The organism is Burkholderia latens (assembly GCF_001718795.1).
GTDB classification, from domain to species: domain Bacteria; phylum Pseudomonadota; class Gammaproteobacteria; order Burkholderiales; family Burkholderiaceae; genus Burkholderia; species Burkholderia latens_A.
Genome location: NZ_CP013435.1, coordinates 505,301 through 520,870, shown reverse-complemented (window position 1 = coordinate 520,870; position 15,570 = coordinate 505,301). Strand labels below are relative to the sequence as shown.

The 15,570-nt window shown below is 69.0% G+C and carries 18 protein-coding genes; 4 read left to right on the top strand and 14 right to left on the bottom strand.

From position 1 onward, the window contains the following. The 3 genes from fliL to WK25_RS02455 all read right to left on the bottom strand — a co-directional run bounded on the left by fliL (position 1) and on the right by WK25_RS02455 (position 1,933). Entirely contained in the window at positions 1-537 is a 537-nt protein-coding gene (gene fliL, locus WK25_RS02465; protein WP_052111020.1) for a flagellar basal body-associated protein FliL, read from the bottom strand. 183 nt (positions 538-720) lie between these two features. Next, positions 721-1,443: an LrgB family protein gene (locus WK25_RS02460; protein WP_040142688.1), complete on the bottom strand. Its 723-nt coding sequence runs from the start codon at positions 1,441-1,443 to the stop codon at positions 721-723. 13 nt (positions 1,444-1,456) lie between these two features. After that, complete coding sequence (locus tag WK25_RS02455; protein WP_040142690.1) at positions 1,457-1,933, bottom strand: CidA/LrgA family protein; 477 nt, start codon at positions 1,931-1,933, stop codon at positions 1,457-1,459. Positions 1,934-2,074: 141 nt separating this feature from the next. Here WK25_RS02455 and WK25_RS02450 point away from each other — a divergent pair, with 141 nt between their 5' ends. After that, complete coding sequence (locus WK25_RS02450) at positions 2,075-3,001, top strand: LysR family transcriptional regulator (RefSeq protein ID WP_040142692.1); 927 nt, start codon at positions 2,075-2,077, stop codon at positions 2,999-3,001. A 101-nt stretch (positions 3,002-3,102) separates the two neighbouring features. Here WK25_RS02450 and WK25_RS02445 read toward each other — a convergent pair whose 3' ends face one another. Further along, the gene (locus WK25_RS02445) at positions 3,103-4,665 is read right to left on the bottom strand and encodes a DHA2 family efflux MFS transporter permease subunit (RefSeq protein WP_040142694.1); all 1,563 of its coding nucleotides are present in this window, start codon (positions 4,663-4,665) and stop codon (positions 3,103-3,105) included. Between the two features lie 175 nt (positions 4,666-4,840). Further along, a complete protein-coding gene (locus tag WK25_RS02440) occupies positions 4,841-5,329 on the bottom strand; it encodes a MarR family winged helix-turn-helix transcriptional regulator (protein WP_059548131.1) in 489 nt (162 codons plus the stop codon). Between the two features lie 174 nt (positions 5,330-5,503). Between WK25_RS02440 and WK25_RS02435 the strand changes: the two genes are divergently transcribed. Both WK25_RS02435 and WK25_RS02430 read left to right on the top strand, forming a co-directional pair. Continuing rightward, complete coding sequence (locus WK25_RS02435; RefSeq protein ID WP_083253000.1) at positions 5,504-5,788, top strand: multidrug ABC transporter ATPase; 285 nt, start codon at positions 5,504-5,506, stop codon at positions 5,786-5,788. A gap of 317 nt (positions 5,789-6,105) precedes the next feature. After that, on the top strand, positions 6,106-7,632 hold the full coding sequence (locus tag WK25_RS02430) for an efflux transporter outer membrane subunit (RefSeq protein WP_040142700.1): 1,527 nt from the start codon (positions 6,106-6,108) through the stop codon (positions 7,630-7,632). A 158-nt stretch (positions 7,633-7,790) separates the two neighbouring features. Here the strand turns inward: WK25_RS02430 and WK25_RS02425 are convergent, their stop codons facing one another. The 8 genes from WK25_RS02425 to gspG are packed head-to-tail and all read right to left on the bottom strand — an operon-like array spanning position 7,791 to position 13,729. Continuing rightward, positions 7,791-8,579 (bottom strand): type II secretion system protein N, encoded by a 789-nt coding sequence (locus WK25_RS02425; protein WP_040144842.1) that lies wholly within the window; start codon positions 8,577-8,579, stop codon positions 7,791-7,793. Positions 8,580-8,610: 31 nt separating this feature from the next. After that, positions 8,611-9,117, bottom strand: coding sequence for a type II secretion system protein GspM (gene gspM / locus WK25_RS02420; RefSeq protein WP_040144843.1), 507 nt, complete (start codon positions 9,115-9,117; stop codon positions 8,611-8,613). Next, positions 9,114-10,487 carry a type II secretion system protein GspL gene (gene gspL, locus WK25_RS02415; protein ID WP_040142702.1) on the bottom strand — a complete coding sequence of 458 codons (1,374 nt, stop codon included), beginning with the start codon at positions 10,485-10,487 and terminating at the stop codon, positions 9,114-9,116. Before gspL ends, gspM begins: the two co-directional genes overlap by 4 nt. Positions 10,488-10,511: 24 nt before the next feature. Beyond that, positions 10,512-11,618 carry a type II secretion system minor pseudopilin GspK gene (gene gspK, locus WK25_RS02410; protein WP_069241915.1) on the bottom strand — a complete coding sequence of 369 codons (1,107 nt, stop codon included), beginning with the start codon at positions 11,616-11,618 and terminating at the stop codon, positions 10,512-10,514. 2 nt (positions 11,619-11,620) lie between these two features. Continuing rightward, positions 11,621-12,301 (bottom strand): PulJ/GspJ family protein, encoded by a 681-nt coding sequence (locus WK25_RS02405; protein WP_040142704.1) that lies wholly within the window; start codon positions 12,299-12,301, stop codon positions 11,621-11,623. Continuing rightward, positions 12,279-12,686 (bottom strand): type II secretion system minor pseudopilin GspI, encoded by a 408-nt coding sequence (gspI, locus tag WK25_RS02400; RefSeq protein WP_080294551.1) that lies wholly within the window; start codon positions 12,684-12,686, stop codon positions 12,279-12,281. Before gspI ends, WK25_RS02405 begins: the two co-directional genes overlap by 23 nt. Beyond that, a complete protein-coding gene (locus tag WK25_RS02395) occupies positions 12,683-13,234 on the bottom strand; it encodes a GspH/FimT family pseudopilin (protein ID WP_040142706.1) in 552 nt (183 codons plus the stop codon). The genes gspI and WK25_RS02395 overlap by 4 nt, the downstream gene beginning before the upstream one ends. Before the next feature lie 42 nt (positions 13,235-13,276). Further along, complete coding sequence (gene gspG / locus WK25_RS02390; protein ID WP_040142708.1) at positions 13,277-13,729, bottom strand: type II secretion system major pseudopilin GspG; 453 nt, start codon at positions 13,727-13,729, stop codon at positions 13,277-13,279. 178 nt (positions 13,730-13,907) lie between these two features. Between gspG and WK25_RS02385 the strand changes: the two genes are divergently transcribed. Then, on the top strand, positions 13,908-14,318 hold the full coding sequence (locus WK25_RS02385; protein WP_040142710.1) for a type II secretion system protein N: 411 nt from the start codon (positions 13,908-13,910) through the stop codon (positions 14,316-14,318). Positions 14,319-14,348: 30 nt separating this feature from the next. Here the strand turns inward: WK25_RS02385 and gspF are convergent, their stop codons facing one another. Beyond that, a complete protein-coding gene (gene gspF, locus WK25_RS02380) occupies positions 14,349-15,566 on the bottom strand; it encodes a type II secretion system inner membrane protein GspF (protein WP_059548120.1) in 1,218 nt (405 codons plus the stop codon). Between the last annotated feature and the right edge of the window lie 4 nt (positions 15,567-15,570).

Below are 15,570 nucleotides of genomic sequence, written 5' to 3'. Positions count from 1 at the left end.
TTACTGGACGACGAATTCGGTAAACAGCACGTCGTCGATCTTCGCGCGCTGGTTGCCGGGCTGCGTCGGCTGCTCGATCAGCGTCCGCAGTTCCGTCGCGAGCGAACGCTTGCCGTCCGGCGTCGCGAGATCCTCGGGATGCTTGTTCGACAGCGCGAGCAGGATCCGGCTGCGGATCTCCGGCATCCGCGCGGTCAGCTGTTCCTGCGCTTTCGGGTCGGTGAGCTTCAGCGACAGGCCGACGCGTAGGTAATGCTGCATGCCGTCGTCCGACTGCAGGTTCACGGTCAGCGGGTCGAGCGGAAAGAACACCGGCGCGGCGAGCGGTGCCGGCTCGGCGGGCGCGCTCGCGTGGCCGACGCCCGCCTTGCTCAGGAACACGTACATGCCGCCGGCAGCGGCGGCAGCCGCGCCCAGCGCGATGACGGCGATGAGCGCGATGCGCTTGAACTTGCCGGACGAAGCCGGCTTGTCGGCGGTCGGGTTTGCGGTCGTGGAGGCCATGTGAATGCGTGCGTGATGTCTCGTAGCATGCATTGTTCGGCATCCGGGCCGACGCCGATGGGCGGAAAAGAGGGGGGAATTGCGGCTATCTCAGCCGATTGTCGGTTGGCCGCCGGCCCGGTGCAGGGCCGCAGCGACGGGGAAAACGGCCCGCCGGGGCGCGGGCCCCGAAGGCGGGGAGGCGGGGAGGCGGGCGGCAGCGCCGCCCGCGTCGCATCAGATCGGCAGCAGCGACAGCAGGGGCGCGATCAGTACCATCGCAACGCCCGCGATCATCATCGTGAGGCTCGACACGACGCCTTCCTCGCTGCCGATCTCGCGCGCCTTCGCGGTGCCCACGCCGTGCGCCGCCGCGCCGAACAGCGCGCCACGCGCGAGCCGCGTGCGCATCGGCACCAGCGCGAGCACGATCTCGCCGAGCAGCATCCCGCAGATGCCGGTCGCGATCACGAACAGCGCGGTGAGATCCTTCGGCGCATGGATCTTGTCGGACACGGCGAGCGCGAACGGGGTGGACACCGACCGTGTCATCAGCGAGCGCTGCAGTTCCGGGGACAGGTGGAGCAGCTTCGCGAGCAGCAGCGACCCGCACACGCCGGCGCCGATCCCGACCGCGACGCCCACCGACAGCGACAGCCAGTGCCGGCGAATCAGGTCGCGATATTCGTAGATCGGCACCGCGAACGCGATCGTTGCCGGGCCCAGCAGCCACATCAGCCAGCGCGTGTCGCGGAAGTAGACGGAATACGGGATGCCGGTCAGCAGCACCAGCAGCACCAGCACGGCCGGCACGAACACGAGCGGCGAGAACAGCAGTGTCTTCTTGTACGCGTAGAGCCGCTTCGACGCGAAATACAGCGCGACCGTCAGCACGAAACAACCGACGGAGATCGCGGTGTTTACGTGATCGGCGGACAGGTTCGACAGCAGCGCATGCATCGCAGGCTCCCGCTCAGTGCGCGGACACCGTCGCGATGCGCGCGCGACGGCGCTCGGCGAACACGCGCTGCGCGGCGAGCCGGCGCTCGAGCCTGGCGGCGAGATCGACCGCGACGGCCACGGCGACCATCACGAACGCGGTGCCGGCAAGCATGACCAGCGCGATGCGCCAGCCGTCCTCGCGGAACAGCCCGCCGTACTGGACGGCCGCGACGGCGGCCGGCACGAAGAACAGCAGCATGTCGGACAGCAGCCAGTTCGCGCCGTCCTTGATCCACGCCGGCGCGACGCGGCCCGAGAACAGCAGCGCAAGCAGCACCGCAAGGCCGATCACGCCGGACGGCACCGGCAGCCGGACCGCGCGCACCGCCCAGTCGACGCCCATCCACAGCACGCCGAGCGCGGCGGCCTGCAGCACGATCCGGCCCGTGCGCGCGACGTTGCCGGAAGCGGCGGGGCGAGCGGCGGAGGCGGTGGTCGGCGTGGTCATGGCGGGCTCCATACGGATAGTGCTGTCAATGGCCCAAGTATAGGGTTTCCCCTAACCATAAATAAAATGACTTGTCTCTATCATTATCATTCCAATTCGGAATTCCGGTGCGCGTTGGCGCACCAAACTGGGGAGTGATCGATGGAATTGCGCGCGCTGCGGTACTTCGTCGAGGTCGTGCGTCAGCAGAGCTTCACTGCGGCGGCCGACCGGCTGTTCGTCACGCAGCCGACCATCAGCAAGATGGTGAAGGCGCTGGAGGACGAGATAGGCTCCCCGCTGCTGTTGCGCGACGGCCGGCAGATGGTGCTCACCGACGCGGGACGGATCGTGTTCCAGCGCGGCCAGGACGTGCTCGCCGCGCAGGCGCAGCTGCAGTCGGAGTTGAAGGATCTCGGCACGCTCGGCCGCGGGGAGTTGACGATCGGGATTCCGCCGCTCGGCGGCTCGCTGTTCACGCCGATCATCGCCGCGTACAAGCAGCGCTATCCGAACATCGAGCTGAAGCTGTTCGAGCAGGGCGCGCGGATGATCGAGGCGGCGCTGGTGTCGGGCGAGCTCGAACTCGGCGGACTGCTGGAGCCCGTCGATCCCGGCACGTTCGACCGCCTGCCGATGGTGCGCGCGCCGCTGTGGCTGGTCGCGCCGCGCGAGTCGCGCTGGGAGGATCACGCGGCCGTGCCGCTCGCGGACCTCGCGCGCGAGTCGTTCGTGTTCTACGCGGAAAGCCTGGCGCTGCACGACGCGGTGCTCGATGCGTGCCGGCAGGTCGGCTTCACACCGTCGATCGTGAGCCGCAGCGGCCACTGGGATTTCATGGCGGCGCTCGTGCATGCGGGCGTCGGCATCGCGCTGTTGCCGGAACCGTATTGCCGTCGGCTCGACACGCGGCAGTTCACGTGCCGGCCGATCGTGGAGCCGGAGATCACGTGGGCGATCGCGCTCGGCTGGCTGAAGAAAGGCTATCTGTCACACGCGGCGCGCGCGTGGCTCGATGTCGCGCGGGCGACGCTGCCGATCGCGTCGGGCGACGATCTTGCGTTCGGCGGATTGCGGGCGCGGGAGTGAGGTCGCGCGCCGCATGCGCTCAGCCGGGCGGCGCCGGGGGCCGGATCTCGGGCAACGGTATGAGGGGCGACCGTCCCGAGAACACCGGACACGCCAAGTGATCAATGCCCCATCGCCGGCCCCGCGCCCTTCTTCGGCTTCGTGATCCACACGAGAGCCGCGAGCGCGATGAACACGCCCGCCGACAGGTGGAAGAAGTCGTTGGTCGCCATCATGAAGCCCTGCTGCGTGACGAGCTGGTTAAGCTGCGCATTCGCCGTCTGCCCGACGATGCCGAGTTGCGCGAGCGCGCCCTGGTAGTCGGTGGTGTTCTGCGCGTAGATGCTCACCGATTCCGACAGCCGCGCATGGTGGTAGATCGCATCGTTCTCCCAGAACGTCGAGCTGGCCGCGGTGCCGATCGCGCCGGACAGCGTGCGCAGGAAGTTGGACAATCCCGACGCGCTCGCGAGCCGTTCGTCGGAGATGCTCGACAGCGTGATCGTCGTCATCGGCACGAAGAAGCAGGCGACGCCGATCCCCTGCACGAGCCGCGGCAGAATCACGTGATTGAACGGCACGTCGAGCGTGAACGTCGAATTCCACACCGACACGATCGCGAACACGATGAATGCGAAGCTGGCGACCATCCGCAGGTCGAGCCGATGCATGTTGCGCCCGATCAGCGGCGACAGCACGAGCGCGAGCAGCCCGACCGGCGCGGTCGCGAGGCCCGCCTTGCCGGCCGTGTAGCCCATCACCGTCTGCAGCCACAGCGGAAAGATCACGACCGAGCCGAAGAACGCCATGAAGCCGAACGAGATGATGAGCGCACCGAGCGCGAAGTTGCGGTCCTTGAAGAGCGACAGGTCGACCACCGGCTCCTTCTCGGTTGCTTCCCACACGAGCATGAACGCGAGCGACACGACCGCGATCAGCGCGAGCGCGACGATGAACGTCGAGTTGAACCAGTCGCGGTCCTTGCCGAGGTCGAGCATCATCTGCAGGCACGACACGCCGATCACGAGCAGCGCGAGGCCGACGGCGTCGATCCGCTGTTTCGTCGTCTTCGTCTCGCGGCCGCGCAGCAGGAAGAACGCGCAGGTCGCGGAGAACACGCCGATCGGCAGGTTGATGTAGAAGATCCACGGCCACGTGTAGTTGTCGCTGATCCACCCGCCCAGCAACGGCCCGAAAATCGGCGCGACGATCACCGTCATCGCCCATAGCCCGAGCGCGAGCCCGCGCTTCGCAGGCGGATAGCTGCGCATCAGGATCGTCTGCGACAGCGGCACCATCGGGCCGGATACCAGACCCTGCAGCAGCCGGAACGCGATCAGCGTCTCGAAGTTCGACGCGAGGCCGCACATCGCCGACGCAATCGTGAACGCGAGCACCGACAGCGTGAACAGGCGCACCTCGCCGACCCGCCGCGCAAGCCAGCCGGTCAGCGGCACCGCGATGGCCGACGCGACCGAATACGACGAGATCACCCACGTGCCTTCGCTCGTCGCGACGCCGAGGCTGCCCGAGATGGTGGGCACCGCGACGTTCGCGATCGACGTGTCGAGCACTTCCATGAAGGTGCCGAGCGCGAGCCCGACGGTGAGCAGCGCGAGCGCCCCGCCGGAAAGCGGCGCGGGTTCGGCGGCGGGGGAGGCGGCGGATGCCGTGGTGGCGGACATCGGAATTCTCCTAGATGCGGCGCGCACAACGCGCCGGCGCAACGCACGGGTGCGCGATACCGCGCGGCCCGGCCGGGTGGAACGGGGAAACGGATGAACGAAGCGCGTGTCTCGTCATCTTCTGCCCAGACAGACAAATAAGCGAACGCTTAACCTAGACATCGTGCCCCCGCGTTCAGCAGTCGGATTCGTCGGGCTTCGGGCAGCCGAGGTCGTCTGGCCCGTTCGCGATAAAGCGCTGCAGCAGCGCGGTGAGCGTCGTCAGTTCGTCGGCCGAGAAGCCGGCGAGCTGCGCGTTCAGCGCGGTAGCAATCAGCGACGGCAGCGCGCGCGCCGCATCGGCGCCGCGTTCGGTCAGCGTCAGCTCGATCACACGTCGATCCTGTTCGCTGCGCGAGCGCGCCACGAGGCCTTTGCGTTCGAGGCGATCGAGCATGCGCGTCATCGAACCGCTGTCGTACGACATCTTGCGGGACAGCTCGAACGGCGTGCGCGCATAGCCGCGCGACAGCAACAGGATCACGCCGATCTGCTGCGCGGTGAGATCGAGCGGCTCGAGCGCGCGATCCATCCTCTCGACGAGCGCCTGCCGGGCCTTGGTCAGGTAGTAACCCAGGCTCGTTTCCAGCTCGATGGTGTCGGGATCGTAGAGGCCGCCGTTCATGCGATTGCACACGCAGCAACAGTGCGTTTCAGGTCAAAACGCGCCCAGTATCTTGAAAAATGATTGCTTAGTCAATATTATTTCAGGCAACCAGTTACGACGTGCATGTTGCACTGCCGGAGACTATGTTCTGACCGCTTAGCCCGCGCTGCCGGGCCCCCGAGGATGTTCGCGATGCTGTTCCTGAAAAATGCCGCCGGCGCGCTGCGCCGCAACCTGACCGATACCGCTCATCACGTGTTCTCCGGGCCGCACCGCGGCTGGAAGATTGCGCTGTACGTGACGATGCTGGTGGTACCCGGCGGCTCGCTCGCGGCGCTCGGGTTTGCGTGGCTCGATCATCGGCGGCAGCGCCGCGCGGACGGCGCCGGCCGCCGCGCGAGTCAGCCGGCGGCCACGGACGCGTCGTCATGGCGGTCCGCCGCCAAACCTGTTCCCGTTCCGGTGCGCTGCCATTGAAGCCGCGCGGCCCACGCCATTCCGATTGAACGGCTGACGGCTTCACGCCCGCTGGCGGTTGCTCGTCGCGTTTTCGTCGCACGTTTGTCGCATATGCCGCGCGTCATTCCCGTCGCGCCCGCACACGCGCGGTAACGACCGGTAAACCGCGCGGCCGTGCCGGTAACACATGCGCGCCAGCGCGCACCGTACCCTTACGACTGCGCAGCTTTCCCGCCGTCAGTTACCATTTCTCCGCCAGCGGCCAACGACCGCACCGCAGGATCGCACCGTGCGACGCCGCTCGCCGGCCGTCGCGCCCAGACAGGAACATCACGATGCCGTACGCCCCCCTCCCGCGCGCCTTTCGCCCGCTGAGCGCCGCCGTCGCCGTTGCGACGGCCGTGCTGCTCGCCGGCTGCGCCGTCGGGCCCGACTATCACCGGCCCGACACGTCGATCCCCGCCGCGTTCAAGGAAGCGCCGGCCGGCTGGAAGGTTGCGCAGCCCGCCGACCGTGCCGACCGCGGCCCCTGGTGGACCGTCTACAACGATCCGCAGCTCGACGCGCTGATCGGCAAGCTCAATGCATCGAACCAGACCATTGCGCAATCGGCGGCCGCGTACCGGCAGGCACGCGCGCTCGTCACCGAGGCGCGCGCCGCGTACTTCCCGACGGTCGGTCTGACCGCGTCGGGCTCGCGCTCGCGCACGGGCCGCACGTCCACGTCGTCGAATTTTGGCGGCAGTTCGTCGATCAGCAACAGCTACAGCGTCGGCCTCGATGCGAGCTGGGAGCCCGACCTGTGGGGCAAGGTGAGCCGCAGCGTCAGCGCGCAGCGCGCCGGCGAAGCGGCTGCCGCGGCCGATCTCGCGAATGCGCGGCTGTCGCAGCAGGCGTTGCTCGCGCAGACCTACTTCCAGCTGCGCACGTCGGACGCGCTGCAGAAGCTGCTCGACGATACCGTGAAGTCGTACGGCGAATCGCTGAAGCTCACGCAAAACCAGTACGCGCAGGGCGTGGCCGCACGCGCGGACGTAATCCAGGCGCAGACGCAACTCCAGAGCGCGCAGGCCGCGGCGATCGACAACGGCGTCGCGCGCGCGCAGTACGAACATGCGATCGCGACGCTGATCGGCGAGCCGGCGTCGACGTTCTCGCTGCCGCCGAACCCGCTGACGGCGGAACCGCCGATCACGCCGGTGGACGTGCCGTCCGCGCTGCTCGAACGCCGCCCCGACATCGCGGCCGCCGAACGTCGGGCCGCCGCCGCTAACGAGCAGATCGGCGTCGCGATCGCGGCGTTCTTCCCGACGCTGACGCTGTCGGCAAGCGGCGGCTTCCAGAGTTCGGTGTGGTCGCAACTGTTCACGCTGCCCGCGCGATTCTGGACGGTCGGCCCGCAACTGGCGGCAACGCTGTTCGATGCCGGCCTGCGTGCCGCGCAGACCGATGCCGCGCGCGCGACGTACGACCAGGACGTCGCCGCGTACCGCCTCGCGGTGCTGACCGCGTTTCAGGACGTCGAGGACAACCTGGCGTCGCAGCGCATCCTCGCGCAGGAAATCGACGTGCAGCGTCAGGCCGTCGACAGCGCCGAGCATTCGCTCGCGATCGTGACAAACCAGTACAAGGCCGGCACGGTTGCGTATCTGAACGTGTTGACCGCCCAGACCACCGCGTTCACCGCGCAGCAAAAGCTCGCGACGATCGCCGGCCAGCGGATGGTGTCGTCGGTCGGGCTTGTGAAGGCGCTCGGCGGCGGCTGGAATGTCACGGACATCGCGCGCGAGACGGGCGACGTGGCGGCGCCGGCGCCCGCGCCCGCGAGCGGTGCGGGGGCCACGCCGGTCGCCCAGCAATGAATGTCACGCGCGGTTGAACGACTGCGCGCCAGATCGATGGGCAATCGACACATAAATGCCGAAAGCGCGTCGCCGTATTGCATCGCTGCCGGCGACGCTTTCAGTAAACGCCATTCCGCCCGAGCGCACGTTGACGCGTGCGCGAAACCCGCGCGCGCTCAGCGCATCGCATCGCCGAAGATCAGCGAAACCTGATTGTTGCCGATCGGATGGCCCAGCAGGTTCAGCAGCCCGGCGAGGTTCGCCTGCTGCTCCGGCGCCGCATGTGCGGTGCCGCGAAACGAGCCGCGGCCAGGGCCGAAGCTGCCGTGCCCGTCGAGGAACAGCGGGCCTTGCGTGGTCGACAGGTCGAGATCGGCGTCGGTGCCCTTCGCCTGCAGCACCGCCCGGTACGAGCCGAGCGGCTTCACGCGCGACACGCGCGAACTCATCGAATCGATCGTCACCGTCAGCTGGCCGAACGCGTTACGGCCGATCATCCGCCAGTCGGTCCAGCCGACCCGCACGTCGCCCTGCAGGTCGAGCGTGTTGAACGGCGTGCCGAGCCCCGCGAGCAGCGACGCGGGCACGGCCATCGAGCCCGCCGACAGCGTCGCGCCGCGCCACGTCGCGTCGAGCGTGACCGCGTCGGGCATCGCCTCGGTCTGCCGCATGCGCATCTGCACGCGCCCTGTCAGCAACGGCCAGAAGCGCGTCGCCCATTCGACGCGGCCCGGCAGCAGCGTCGCCGCGCTCTGGTCAGCGCCCGGCGCGAGCATCAGCGTGCCCGAACCGCGCCACAACGAGCCCTCCGGATCGACGAGATTCACGTGGCCGCCGGTCGCGCGCGCAAACTGCGGCGCGATCCACGCGGCCGGCGCAAGCGCGACGAGCGTCGCCGCCGTCGCGAGGCCGCCGGCGAGCAACCACGGCAACACGGCGACGAGCCGCCTGATGCCCGGCCTCATCGGCCGACCGCCGCTGGTTTCGTCCACTGCGTCATTTCTGCGTCGACGGTTGCATCACGGCCGTCAGGTCGACCTGGCCGTCTTCCTTCAGTGCGGTTACGTGCGCTTCGCCGACCTGCACCTTGAACTGCCGGCGCGCGTCGTCGAGCCACTGCGTCCACACCGGGAACGGCACGTTCTTCATCTGGATCTGCACGCCGTTGCCGACGACCTGCAACTGCGCGCCCTGCAGCCCGTGGTCGGACAACGATGCGGTGAGCGCATCCTTCAGCGCGAGGCCGGTCGGCGCAACGCCCTGCGCGGCCGCCGTCAGCGACTTCGCCTCGTTGGCCTGCGCGGTCATCTGCGCGAGCTCGCGGCGCATCGTCGGCAATTCGCTGCGAATGCGCGCGCGGCCTTCCTGCGCAGGCGCCCACAGCACCGAATACGCGATGGCGACGGCCAGCACGGCGCCGCCCCAGCCGAGCAGCATGCGTTCGCGCGGCGTGCGCTCGCCCCAGAACTGCGCGAGCGTCTGATTCAGTTGTGCGGTGTTCATGAGCGGCTCCGGATCGTCCATTTGCCGGTACTGCTGTCGACTTCGCCGGCCAGCCCGTTGCGCGCGAGACGCTGCGGGAAATCGGGGTCGACCTTGACCTCCGGCTTGAAGCCGACGTCGAGCCGCCGGTCGTGATAATCGAGCGACGCGATGCCGTTCAGCGGCAGCGCGCCCATCGAACGCGACAGTCCGCTCGACAGCGCGAGGAAATCGTTCGGCGACAGCTCGCCCGCCGCAAGCCGCAACTGGTCGAGCTGGCGCTGCATCTGCGCGGGCGGATCGAGCACCGTCGTCGTCTTCGGAAACGCGGACAGCAGCGTCTCGGTGATCTGCGCGGACAGCGCATCGCGTTCGCGCGACAGCTTCCACCAATGCAGATTCATCCCGATCACCGCGACGCCGAGCGTTGCGGCAGCGAGCGCAATCGGCACGCGCAGCCGCTTCACCGTCGCGCGATCGAAGCGCCACGGCTGCGACTCGAATTCGAACTGGCACAGATCGAAGCGCTCGGTCAGCGCGCGACGCGCGAACGCGTCGAACGACAGCGGCTGCGCGCCCGGCAGCAACGGGCCGTCCGCGCGTCCGGCCGACGCGAGACGCGGCTCCGCACCCGGTTCGCCGAGTTCGTACAGTTCGACGTCGGCGCCCCCCGCAAGCGCGGCCAATGTACCGGCGGCCCGCGACGCGGGCGCGGCGAAGCCTTCGCCGAGCGCGCCGCGCGCGATCGCGAGCTCGAGACGCGGCGCACCGGCCGCGGCCGGCTGCGCGCCCGCTTCGACGAGCGCCGGTTCGACCGACGTCGCAATGCCGAGCACCGCGGCCACCGCCGGCGCGCGCGCGGGCGGCTCGCTCGCCACGGTGACCGGATCGGGCTGCGGGAGCTCACCATCGACGGGCGCGGGCGGCACGGCGCCCGCCGCCTGCGCACGCGGTGCGGGCAGGCAGCGCGTCGCGGGCACCGCGCTCACGTGGCGGTGGCCGGCCGCGGCGAACGCGTCGCAGATTGCGCGGAACCACGCGCGGTCGACAACGGCCAGCACGCGGCGGCCGTCGGGCAGCGCAACCGGGTCGAGCGCGATATGGCAGCCGAGCGGATCCTGAATCAGCTGATCCTCGACGATGTTCGGCAGCGCCTGGCGCAGCTTCGGCCCCTTGAGCGGCGGCACGGTCGCGGCGAGCAGCAGCACGTCGCGCGCGGCGACGATCAGCAGCGTCGCGTTCGCGCGCGGCAGCAGCGCGAGCGCGGCACGGCCCGCGCGCTGCACCTGGCCGGCCTTGTCCACGAGCGTAAACGGCAGCTCCGGCCACTGCCACTCCTGCAATGGCACGGCCGGCTCGCGCGGCGGCAAAGAAACAATCAGCGTGCTCAAGAGCTCCTCTCCCGAATGGCGTCGTTATAGCTGGTCGCGGATGCGCACGACCCGCGTCGAATGCGTGGTCGGATCACGATACACGAGCGAAGTCCGATCGACCTCCGCGCGATCGTGCTGGATCCTGCCATGCACGATGAAATAACTGGAATTCACGTCGACGAGGCTCGAGTCGATCGTCGCGTTCGGCGCGCCGGCGCCGCGCAATGCGAGCTGTACGTCGCCGACGTTGCGGAAAAACACGGTTTCCCGGCGCGACACGAGCGCCTGCGCGGACGACACGCTCATCCCCGGCACCAGCGCCGCGATCACCTCGGCCGGCGCGGTGTTCATGTTCACCGGCGTCGTGGTCGGCAGCACGGTGACGAACGGCCGCAGCCGCGCGACCATTTCAGGTGTGACGCCATCGACGTCGAGCAGGCTGTCGACGCTCGTCATCACGAGCGGTGCGGGCCCGCGGTCGCTGTCGGACATGCCGGGCTCGTCGGTGAAGTTGCCGGTCATGTCGCCGCCGGGCACCGGCGCGGTCGCGGCCGTCGCGGCGCCCGGCAGCGTCGGCGTCTGGAAGCGCGTGGCCGAATGCATCAGCCCCGCCCGCATCTGCAGCGCGATCCGCTTCGCGAACGCGCCGTCGTAGCCGAGCGTCGCGAGCAGCCGCTGGAAGGCCTGCAGCTGCATCGCGTTGAGCTGCAGCACGCCGGGCGCCGGCGACGACACGAGATTGCGCAGGTTGTACTTCGCCTGCGCGTCCTCGATCGATCCGGAAATGTAGGTGTCTTCGCCGCCGCTGTCGTTCGGCGCACCGATGCGGCCGAGGAAGTCCGACAGCTTGGTCTTCGCGATCGGCACGGCCCAGATTCCGCCCAGATACGTGATGCCGGGCGCCGTATCGCCTTCGGAGCGCAGGATCATGCGCGTCCAGTCGAGCGCGCCGCGCGCGACCCACTGCGCCTGCGCGATCACGCGCTGGTTCTCGATGCGGCGGATCTGCACCTGCTGGCGCCACAGCATCCCGGACACGAGAATCGCCGACAGCGCGACGACGAGCAGGGCGGTGATGATCGCCGCGCCGCGCTCGCGGCGCGCGCGCGCACGAGCGGGGCGGCGGGACCGATGAAGACGCGCGCGCATCGTCATTCCCCGACGAGGAAGATGCGCGTGACGGGGACGCGCAGCGACGTCGCGCCAATGCTTACCTGCAACCCCGTGACCGCGCGCGCCGGCGGCGCGTTGCCGATCTGCGGCACCTTCAGCGCGTCGTTGTTCTGCGACAGCGCGTCGTTGGCCGCCTGCAGGTTCGTGGTCCAGCCGACGCGCGGCACGTACAGCTTCGCATCGATCGCGCCGACGCCGCCCATCAGCGCGACCCAGCTCCAGCCGTCGACGCCGCTGTCCTTGAGCACGTCGCGCAGACGGTTCGCGTCGTCGAGCGGCGGCGATGCATAGCGCACGACGCGTCCGCCGGCGATCCGGTAGCGAATCACCTGCAGCCGCGGCGCGGCGCCCGGCACGTCGAGGTTGCGGACGATCTGCAGCGTATTGCCGGCAACCCCGATCGCCGGCTGGCCGGCTTCGTCGTCGGTCGCGGCGAGCCGCGCGTCGATGCGCATCTGGTCGAACATCTGCGCGAACACGCGCTCGTCTTCCATCGCGGACGCGACCTTGTCGCGGCCGCGCATGATCTGGTCGAGCCCGCGCCACGACAGGATCGCGACCACCGCGAGGATCGCGATCGCGATCATCAGCTCGATCAACGTGAAGCCCCGCGCGCGGCGGCGCCGCGGCGGCACATCAGAGCGGACGGCTGGTTTCATTCGCGACCACCGTCACCATTTGCGCGAGCACGCCGGCGTGCCCCGGCATGCTCACCGATACCTGCACGCGCCGGAACACCGGGTTCGGCGTCGTGCTCACACGCTGCGTGCACACGAGCTGCACGTTGCCCTGCGAACAATCGAAACTCTGCTCGCCGACTTCCGGCCACGCATGCGTGAGGCGCAGTTGCGCGAGCGCGTTGTCGGCGCTCCAGCCGGCGAGCAGCCGGCGATGGAGATCGGAGGCGTTGGTCGCCATCGTGCCGACCGCGCGGATCGACGCGGCGAGCGCGACCGCGATGATCGCCAGCGCGACCAGCACCTCGATCATCGTGAAGCCTTGGGAACAGGAAGCGGGGAGGGGCAGGCGACGACGCATCGTCATTGCACCTCATAGCGGCCGTTGCCGGTACCGACGATCGTCGCGCTGCCGACCGCCGAATGCAGCGTCACGCGCACCGGCGTGTCGACGCTTTCCGTACCGAACACGACGCGGCTCGCGCGCGTGTCCGACCCGGGATAGTCGATGTCGGCGCCGGTGACGCCGCCGTCCCAGTCCCGCGCGCGCAGCACGTCGTCGCGCAGCATGCGCCAGCCATCGGGCGAGCTCACCTCGAAACGGAAACCGTGCGCAGTCGGTTGCCACGCGATCGGACGCGCGCGCACCTGCGCTTCGTCGCCAGCCGTCTCGAACAGCAGCGCGATGCGCTGCGCTTCCTCGCGCAGGTCCGTGCGTGGATTGCGCGTCAGCGACAGCGACGCGAGCGACACAAGCAAGCCCGCGATCACGAGCACGACCAGCATCTCGAGCAGCGTGAATCCGCGCGCACGTGCCGCGGTCACGGTCGCGCCGCGCTCCACGCAACGCACGCGGCGGTCGCGGGCGGCGCGGCGAGCGCGAGCGGAGCGCAGGGGCGTGCGAAGGGCGGGCATGAAACTCGGAGCGGGGAGAACGCGGGGCCGGTCAGCGCGTGCTTACTGCCACGACCCGATGTCGGTGTCGTTCCCTTCGCCGCCTTCCTTGCCGTCGGCGCCGTAGCTGAACACGTCGATCTCGCCGTGCACGCCCGGATTCAGGTACTTGTACCCGTTGCCCCACGGATCGTTCGGCAGGCGCTCGAGATAGCCGCCGTCCTTCCAGTTGTTCGGGATCGGGTCGGTGGTCGGCTTCTGGATCAGCGCGTTCAGGCCCTGTTCCTGCGTCGGATAGCGGCCGTTGTCGAGACGGTACAGCTTGAGCGCCTGCATGATCGTGCCGATGTCCTGCTTCGCGGCGATGCGGCGCGCCTCGTCGGGACGGCTCATGATCTTCGGCACGATCAGTGCCGCCAGGATCCCGAGGATCGCGACCACCACCATGATCTCGATCAGCGTGAAACCGCGCTGACGGCGCACGGCCGCATTGCGGCGAGTGATCCACGTTTGCATGACTGACTACCTCTTTCCAAAAAATGTCGTCGATTGAGTGACGCACCCTGCGGATCGCGGCATGCGTGCCTGACGGCAAGCTTCCGATACCCGGGGCGCGGAGCACGCATTGTAAGGCGCGCTTTGCCGAGGGCTTTCACCCAACGCAAATTTCATATTGATCCGTACAATAGCGCGCATGAACGCGCTCTCGATCCGGATCCTCTCCCTTGCCCTCTTCGCGGGTTTGTGCGCGACGGCCACTTACTGGGTCGTCACGCTGTCCGCACGCGAAGCGCCGCTGCCCGCTGCCGCCGCGCGGCTGCCGATCCGCACCGAGGACGCCGCCGCGCTCTTCGGCGGACAGCTCGACAAGAATCCCGTCCAGGACATCCACCTGTTCGGCATTCTCGCGCTCGATCATGGCGGCGCCGCGATCGTCGGCATCGGCGGCGAACCGCCGCGCGCCGTGTCGCTCGGCGCGGAGCTCACGCCCGGCGCGAAGCTCGCCGAAGTCCGCAGCCGCTCGATCGTCATCGACCGCAACGGCGCCCGCGCCGAAGTCCAGCTCCCCGCCAACACGCCGTCCCCGGCGATCTACATGCGTTGAACGGCGGCGGCCTGACAGGCGGTCGGGCCGTTACTGCACCATGTTGTTCAGCTCGATGATCGGCAGCATCACGGCCAGCACGATCACGAGCACGATCCCGCCCATCGCCAGGATCAGCAGCGGCTCGAGCAGGCTCGTGAGGAACATCGTGCGCCGCTCGAGCTCGCGCGCCTCGCCTTCGGCCGCGCGATCGAGCATCGTCGTCACGTCGCCCGTCGCTTCGCCGGAACGGATCAGGTGCACGAGCACCGGCGGAAACGTCTTCACGTTGTTCAGCGCGCGCGACAGCGCGGAGCCTTCGCGCACGCGCACGATCGCATCGTCGATGTTCGCGCGCATCGCGCGGTTCGACAGCGTCTCGCCGGCCGCCTGCAACGCGCGCAGGATCGGCACGCCGGCCGCGGTGAGAATGCCGAGCGTGCTCGCGAAACGCACCGTGTTGTAGCCGCGCACGAGCTTGCCCGCGAGCGGCGCGGTCAGCACCCAGCGGTCGAACGCGAGCCTGGGCCCGGCGCGCGACAGCGTCGCCTTCACGAACCACACGACGAGCGCGACCGCGATCAGGATCGCCCACCACCAATGCCGCACGAAGTCCGAAAGCGCCATCATCAGGATCGTCAGCAGCGGCAGCTGCTGCTTCGTGCTCGCGAACACGTTGACGACCTGCGGTACCACGTAGCTCAGCAGAAACGTGACGATGCCGAACGCGATCAGCGTGACGATGCCCGGATACGTGAACGCGAGCAGGATTTTCTGCTTCAGCGCGTTGCTCTGTTCGATGTAGTCGGCCAGGCGCGACAGCACGATGCCGAGCTTGCCCGTATGCTCGCCCGCCGCGACGAGCGCGCGGTAGATTTCCGGAAAGTCGCGCGGATGCTGGCCGAGCGCATTCGCGAGCGAATGGCCGCCGAGCACTTCGGCGCGGATCGCGGCCATCAGTTCGCGGATGTAGTCGCGCTCGGCCTGCTCGGTGAGCACGCCGAGCGCTTCGTCGAGCGGCAGCCCCGCGATCAGCAGGCTCGCGAGCTGGCGCGTGAGAATCGCCTGCTCGCGCTGCGACAGCTTGCGGCCGAACGCAAGACGCTGCGAACGCGCGCCGCGGCCCGCGCTCGCGGCCGGCTCGACGACGAGCGGCGTGAGCCCCTGCGTGCGCAGCTGCCCGCGCGCGGCGCGCGCGCTGTCGGCATCGACCACGCCTTTCTGCGCGCGCCCCGCCGAATCGATGGCTTCGAAACGGAATGCCGGCATCGCG

Bases quoted from the DNA above. Each gene is read 5' to 3' on its own strand.
- WK25_RS02395 (WP_040142706.1), bottom strand. From the start codon at position 13,234: ATGCCCGCCCTTCGCACGCCCCTGCGCTCCGCTCGCGCTCGCCGCGCC.
- WK25_RS02430 (WP_040142700.1), top strand. From the start codon at position 6,106: ATGCCGTACGCCCCCCTCCCGCGCGCCTTTCGCCCGCTGAGCGCCGCC.
- WK25_RS02460 (WP_040142688.1), bottom strand. From the start codon at position 1,443: ATGCATGCGCTGCTGTCGAACCTGTCCGCCGATCACGTAAACACCGCG.
- WK25_RS02445 (WP_040142694.1), bottom strand. From the start codon at position 4,665: ATGTCCGCCACCACGGCATCCGCCGCCTCCCCCGCCGCCGAACCCGCG.
- WK25_RS02455 (WP_040142690.1), bottom strand. From the start codon at position 1,933: ATGACCACGCCGACCACCGCCTCCGCCGCTCGCCCCGCCGCTTCCGGC.
- gspG (WP_040142708.1), bottom strand. From the start codon at position 13,729: ATGCAAACGTGGATCACTCGCCGCAATGCGGCCGTGCGCCGTCAGCGC.
- gspK (WP_069241915.1), bottom strand. From the start codon at position 11,618: ATGCGCGCGCGTCTTCATCGGTCCCGCCGCCCCGCTCGTGCGCGCGCG.
- gspI (WP_080294551.1), bottom strand. From the start codon at position 12,686: ATGACGATGCGTCGTCGCCTGCCCCTCCCCGCTTCCTGTTCCCAAGGC.
- WK25_RS02440 (WP_059548131.1), bottom strand. From the start codon at position 5,329: ATGAACGGCGGCCTCTACGATCCCGACACCATCGAGCTGGAAACGAGC.
- gspM (WP_040144843.1), bottom strand. From the start codon at position 9,117: ATGAACACCGCACAACTGAATCAGACGCTCGCGCAGTTCTGGGGCGAG.
- gspF (WP_059548120.1), bottom strand. From the start codon at position 15,566: ATGCCGGCATTCCGTTTCGAAGCCATCGATTCGGCGGGGCGCGCGCAG.
- fliL (WP_052111020.1), bottom strand. From the start codon at position 537: ATGCATGCTACGAGACATCACGCACGCATTCACATGGCCTCCACGACC.
- WK25_RS02405 (WP_040142704.1), bottom strand. From the start codon at position 12,301: ATGAAACCAGCCGTCCGCTCTGATGTGCCGCCGCGGCGCCGCCGCGCG.
- WK25_RS02385 (WP_040142710.1), top strand. From the start codon at position 13,908: ATGAACGCGCTCTCGATCCGGATCCTCTCCCTTGCCCTCTTCGCGGGT.
- WK25_RS02425 (WP_040144842.1), bottom strand. From the start codon at position 8,579: ATGAGGCCGGGCATCAGGCGGCTCGTCGCCGTGTTGCCGTGGTTGCTC.
- WK25_RS02450 (WP_040142692.1), top strand. From the start codon at position 2,075: ATGGAATTGCGCGCGCTGCGGTACTTCGTCGAGGTCGTGCGTCAGCAG.
- WK25_RS02435 (WP_083253000.1), top strand. From the start codon at position 5,504: ATGCTGTTCCTGAAAAATGCCGCCGGCGCGCTGCGCCGCAACCTGACC.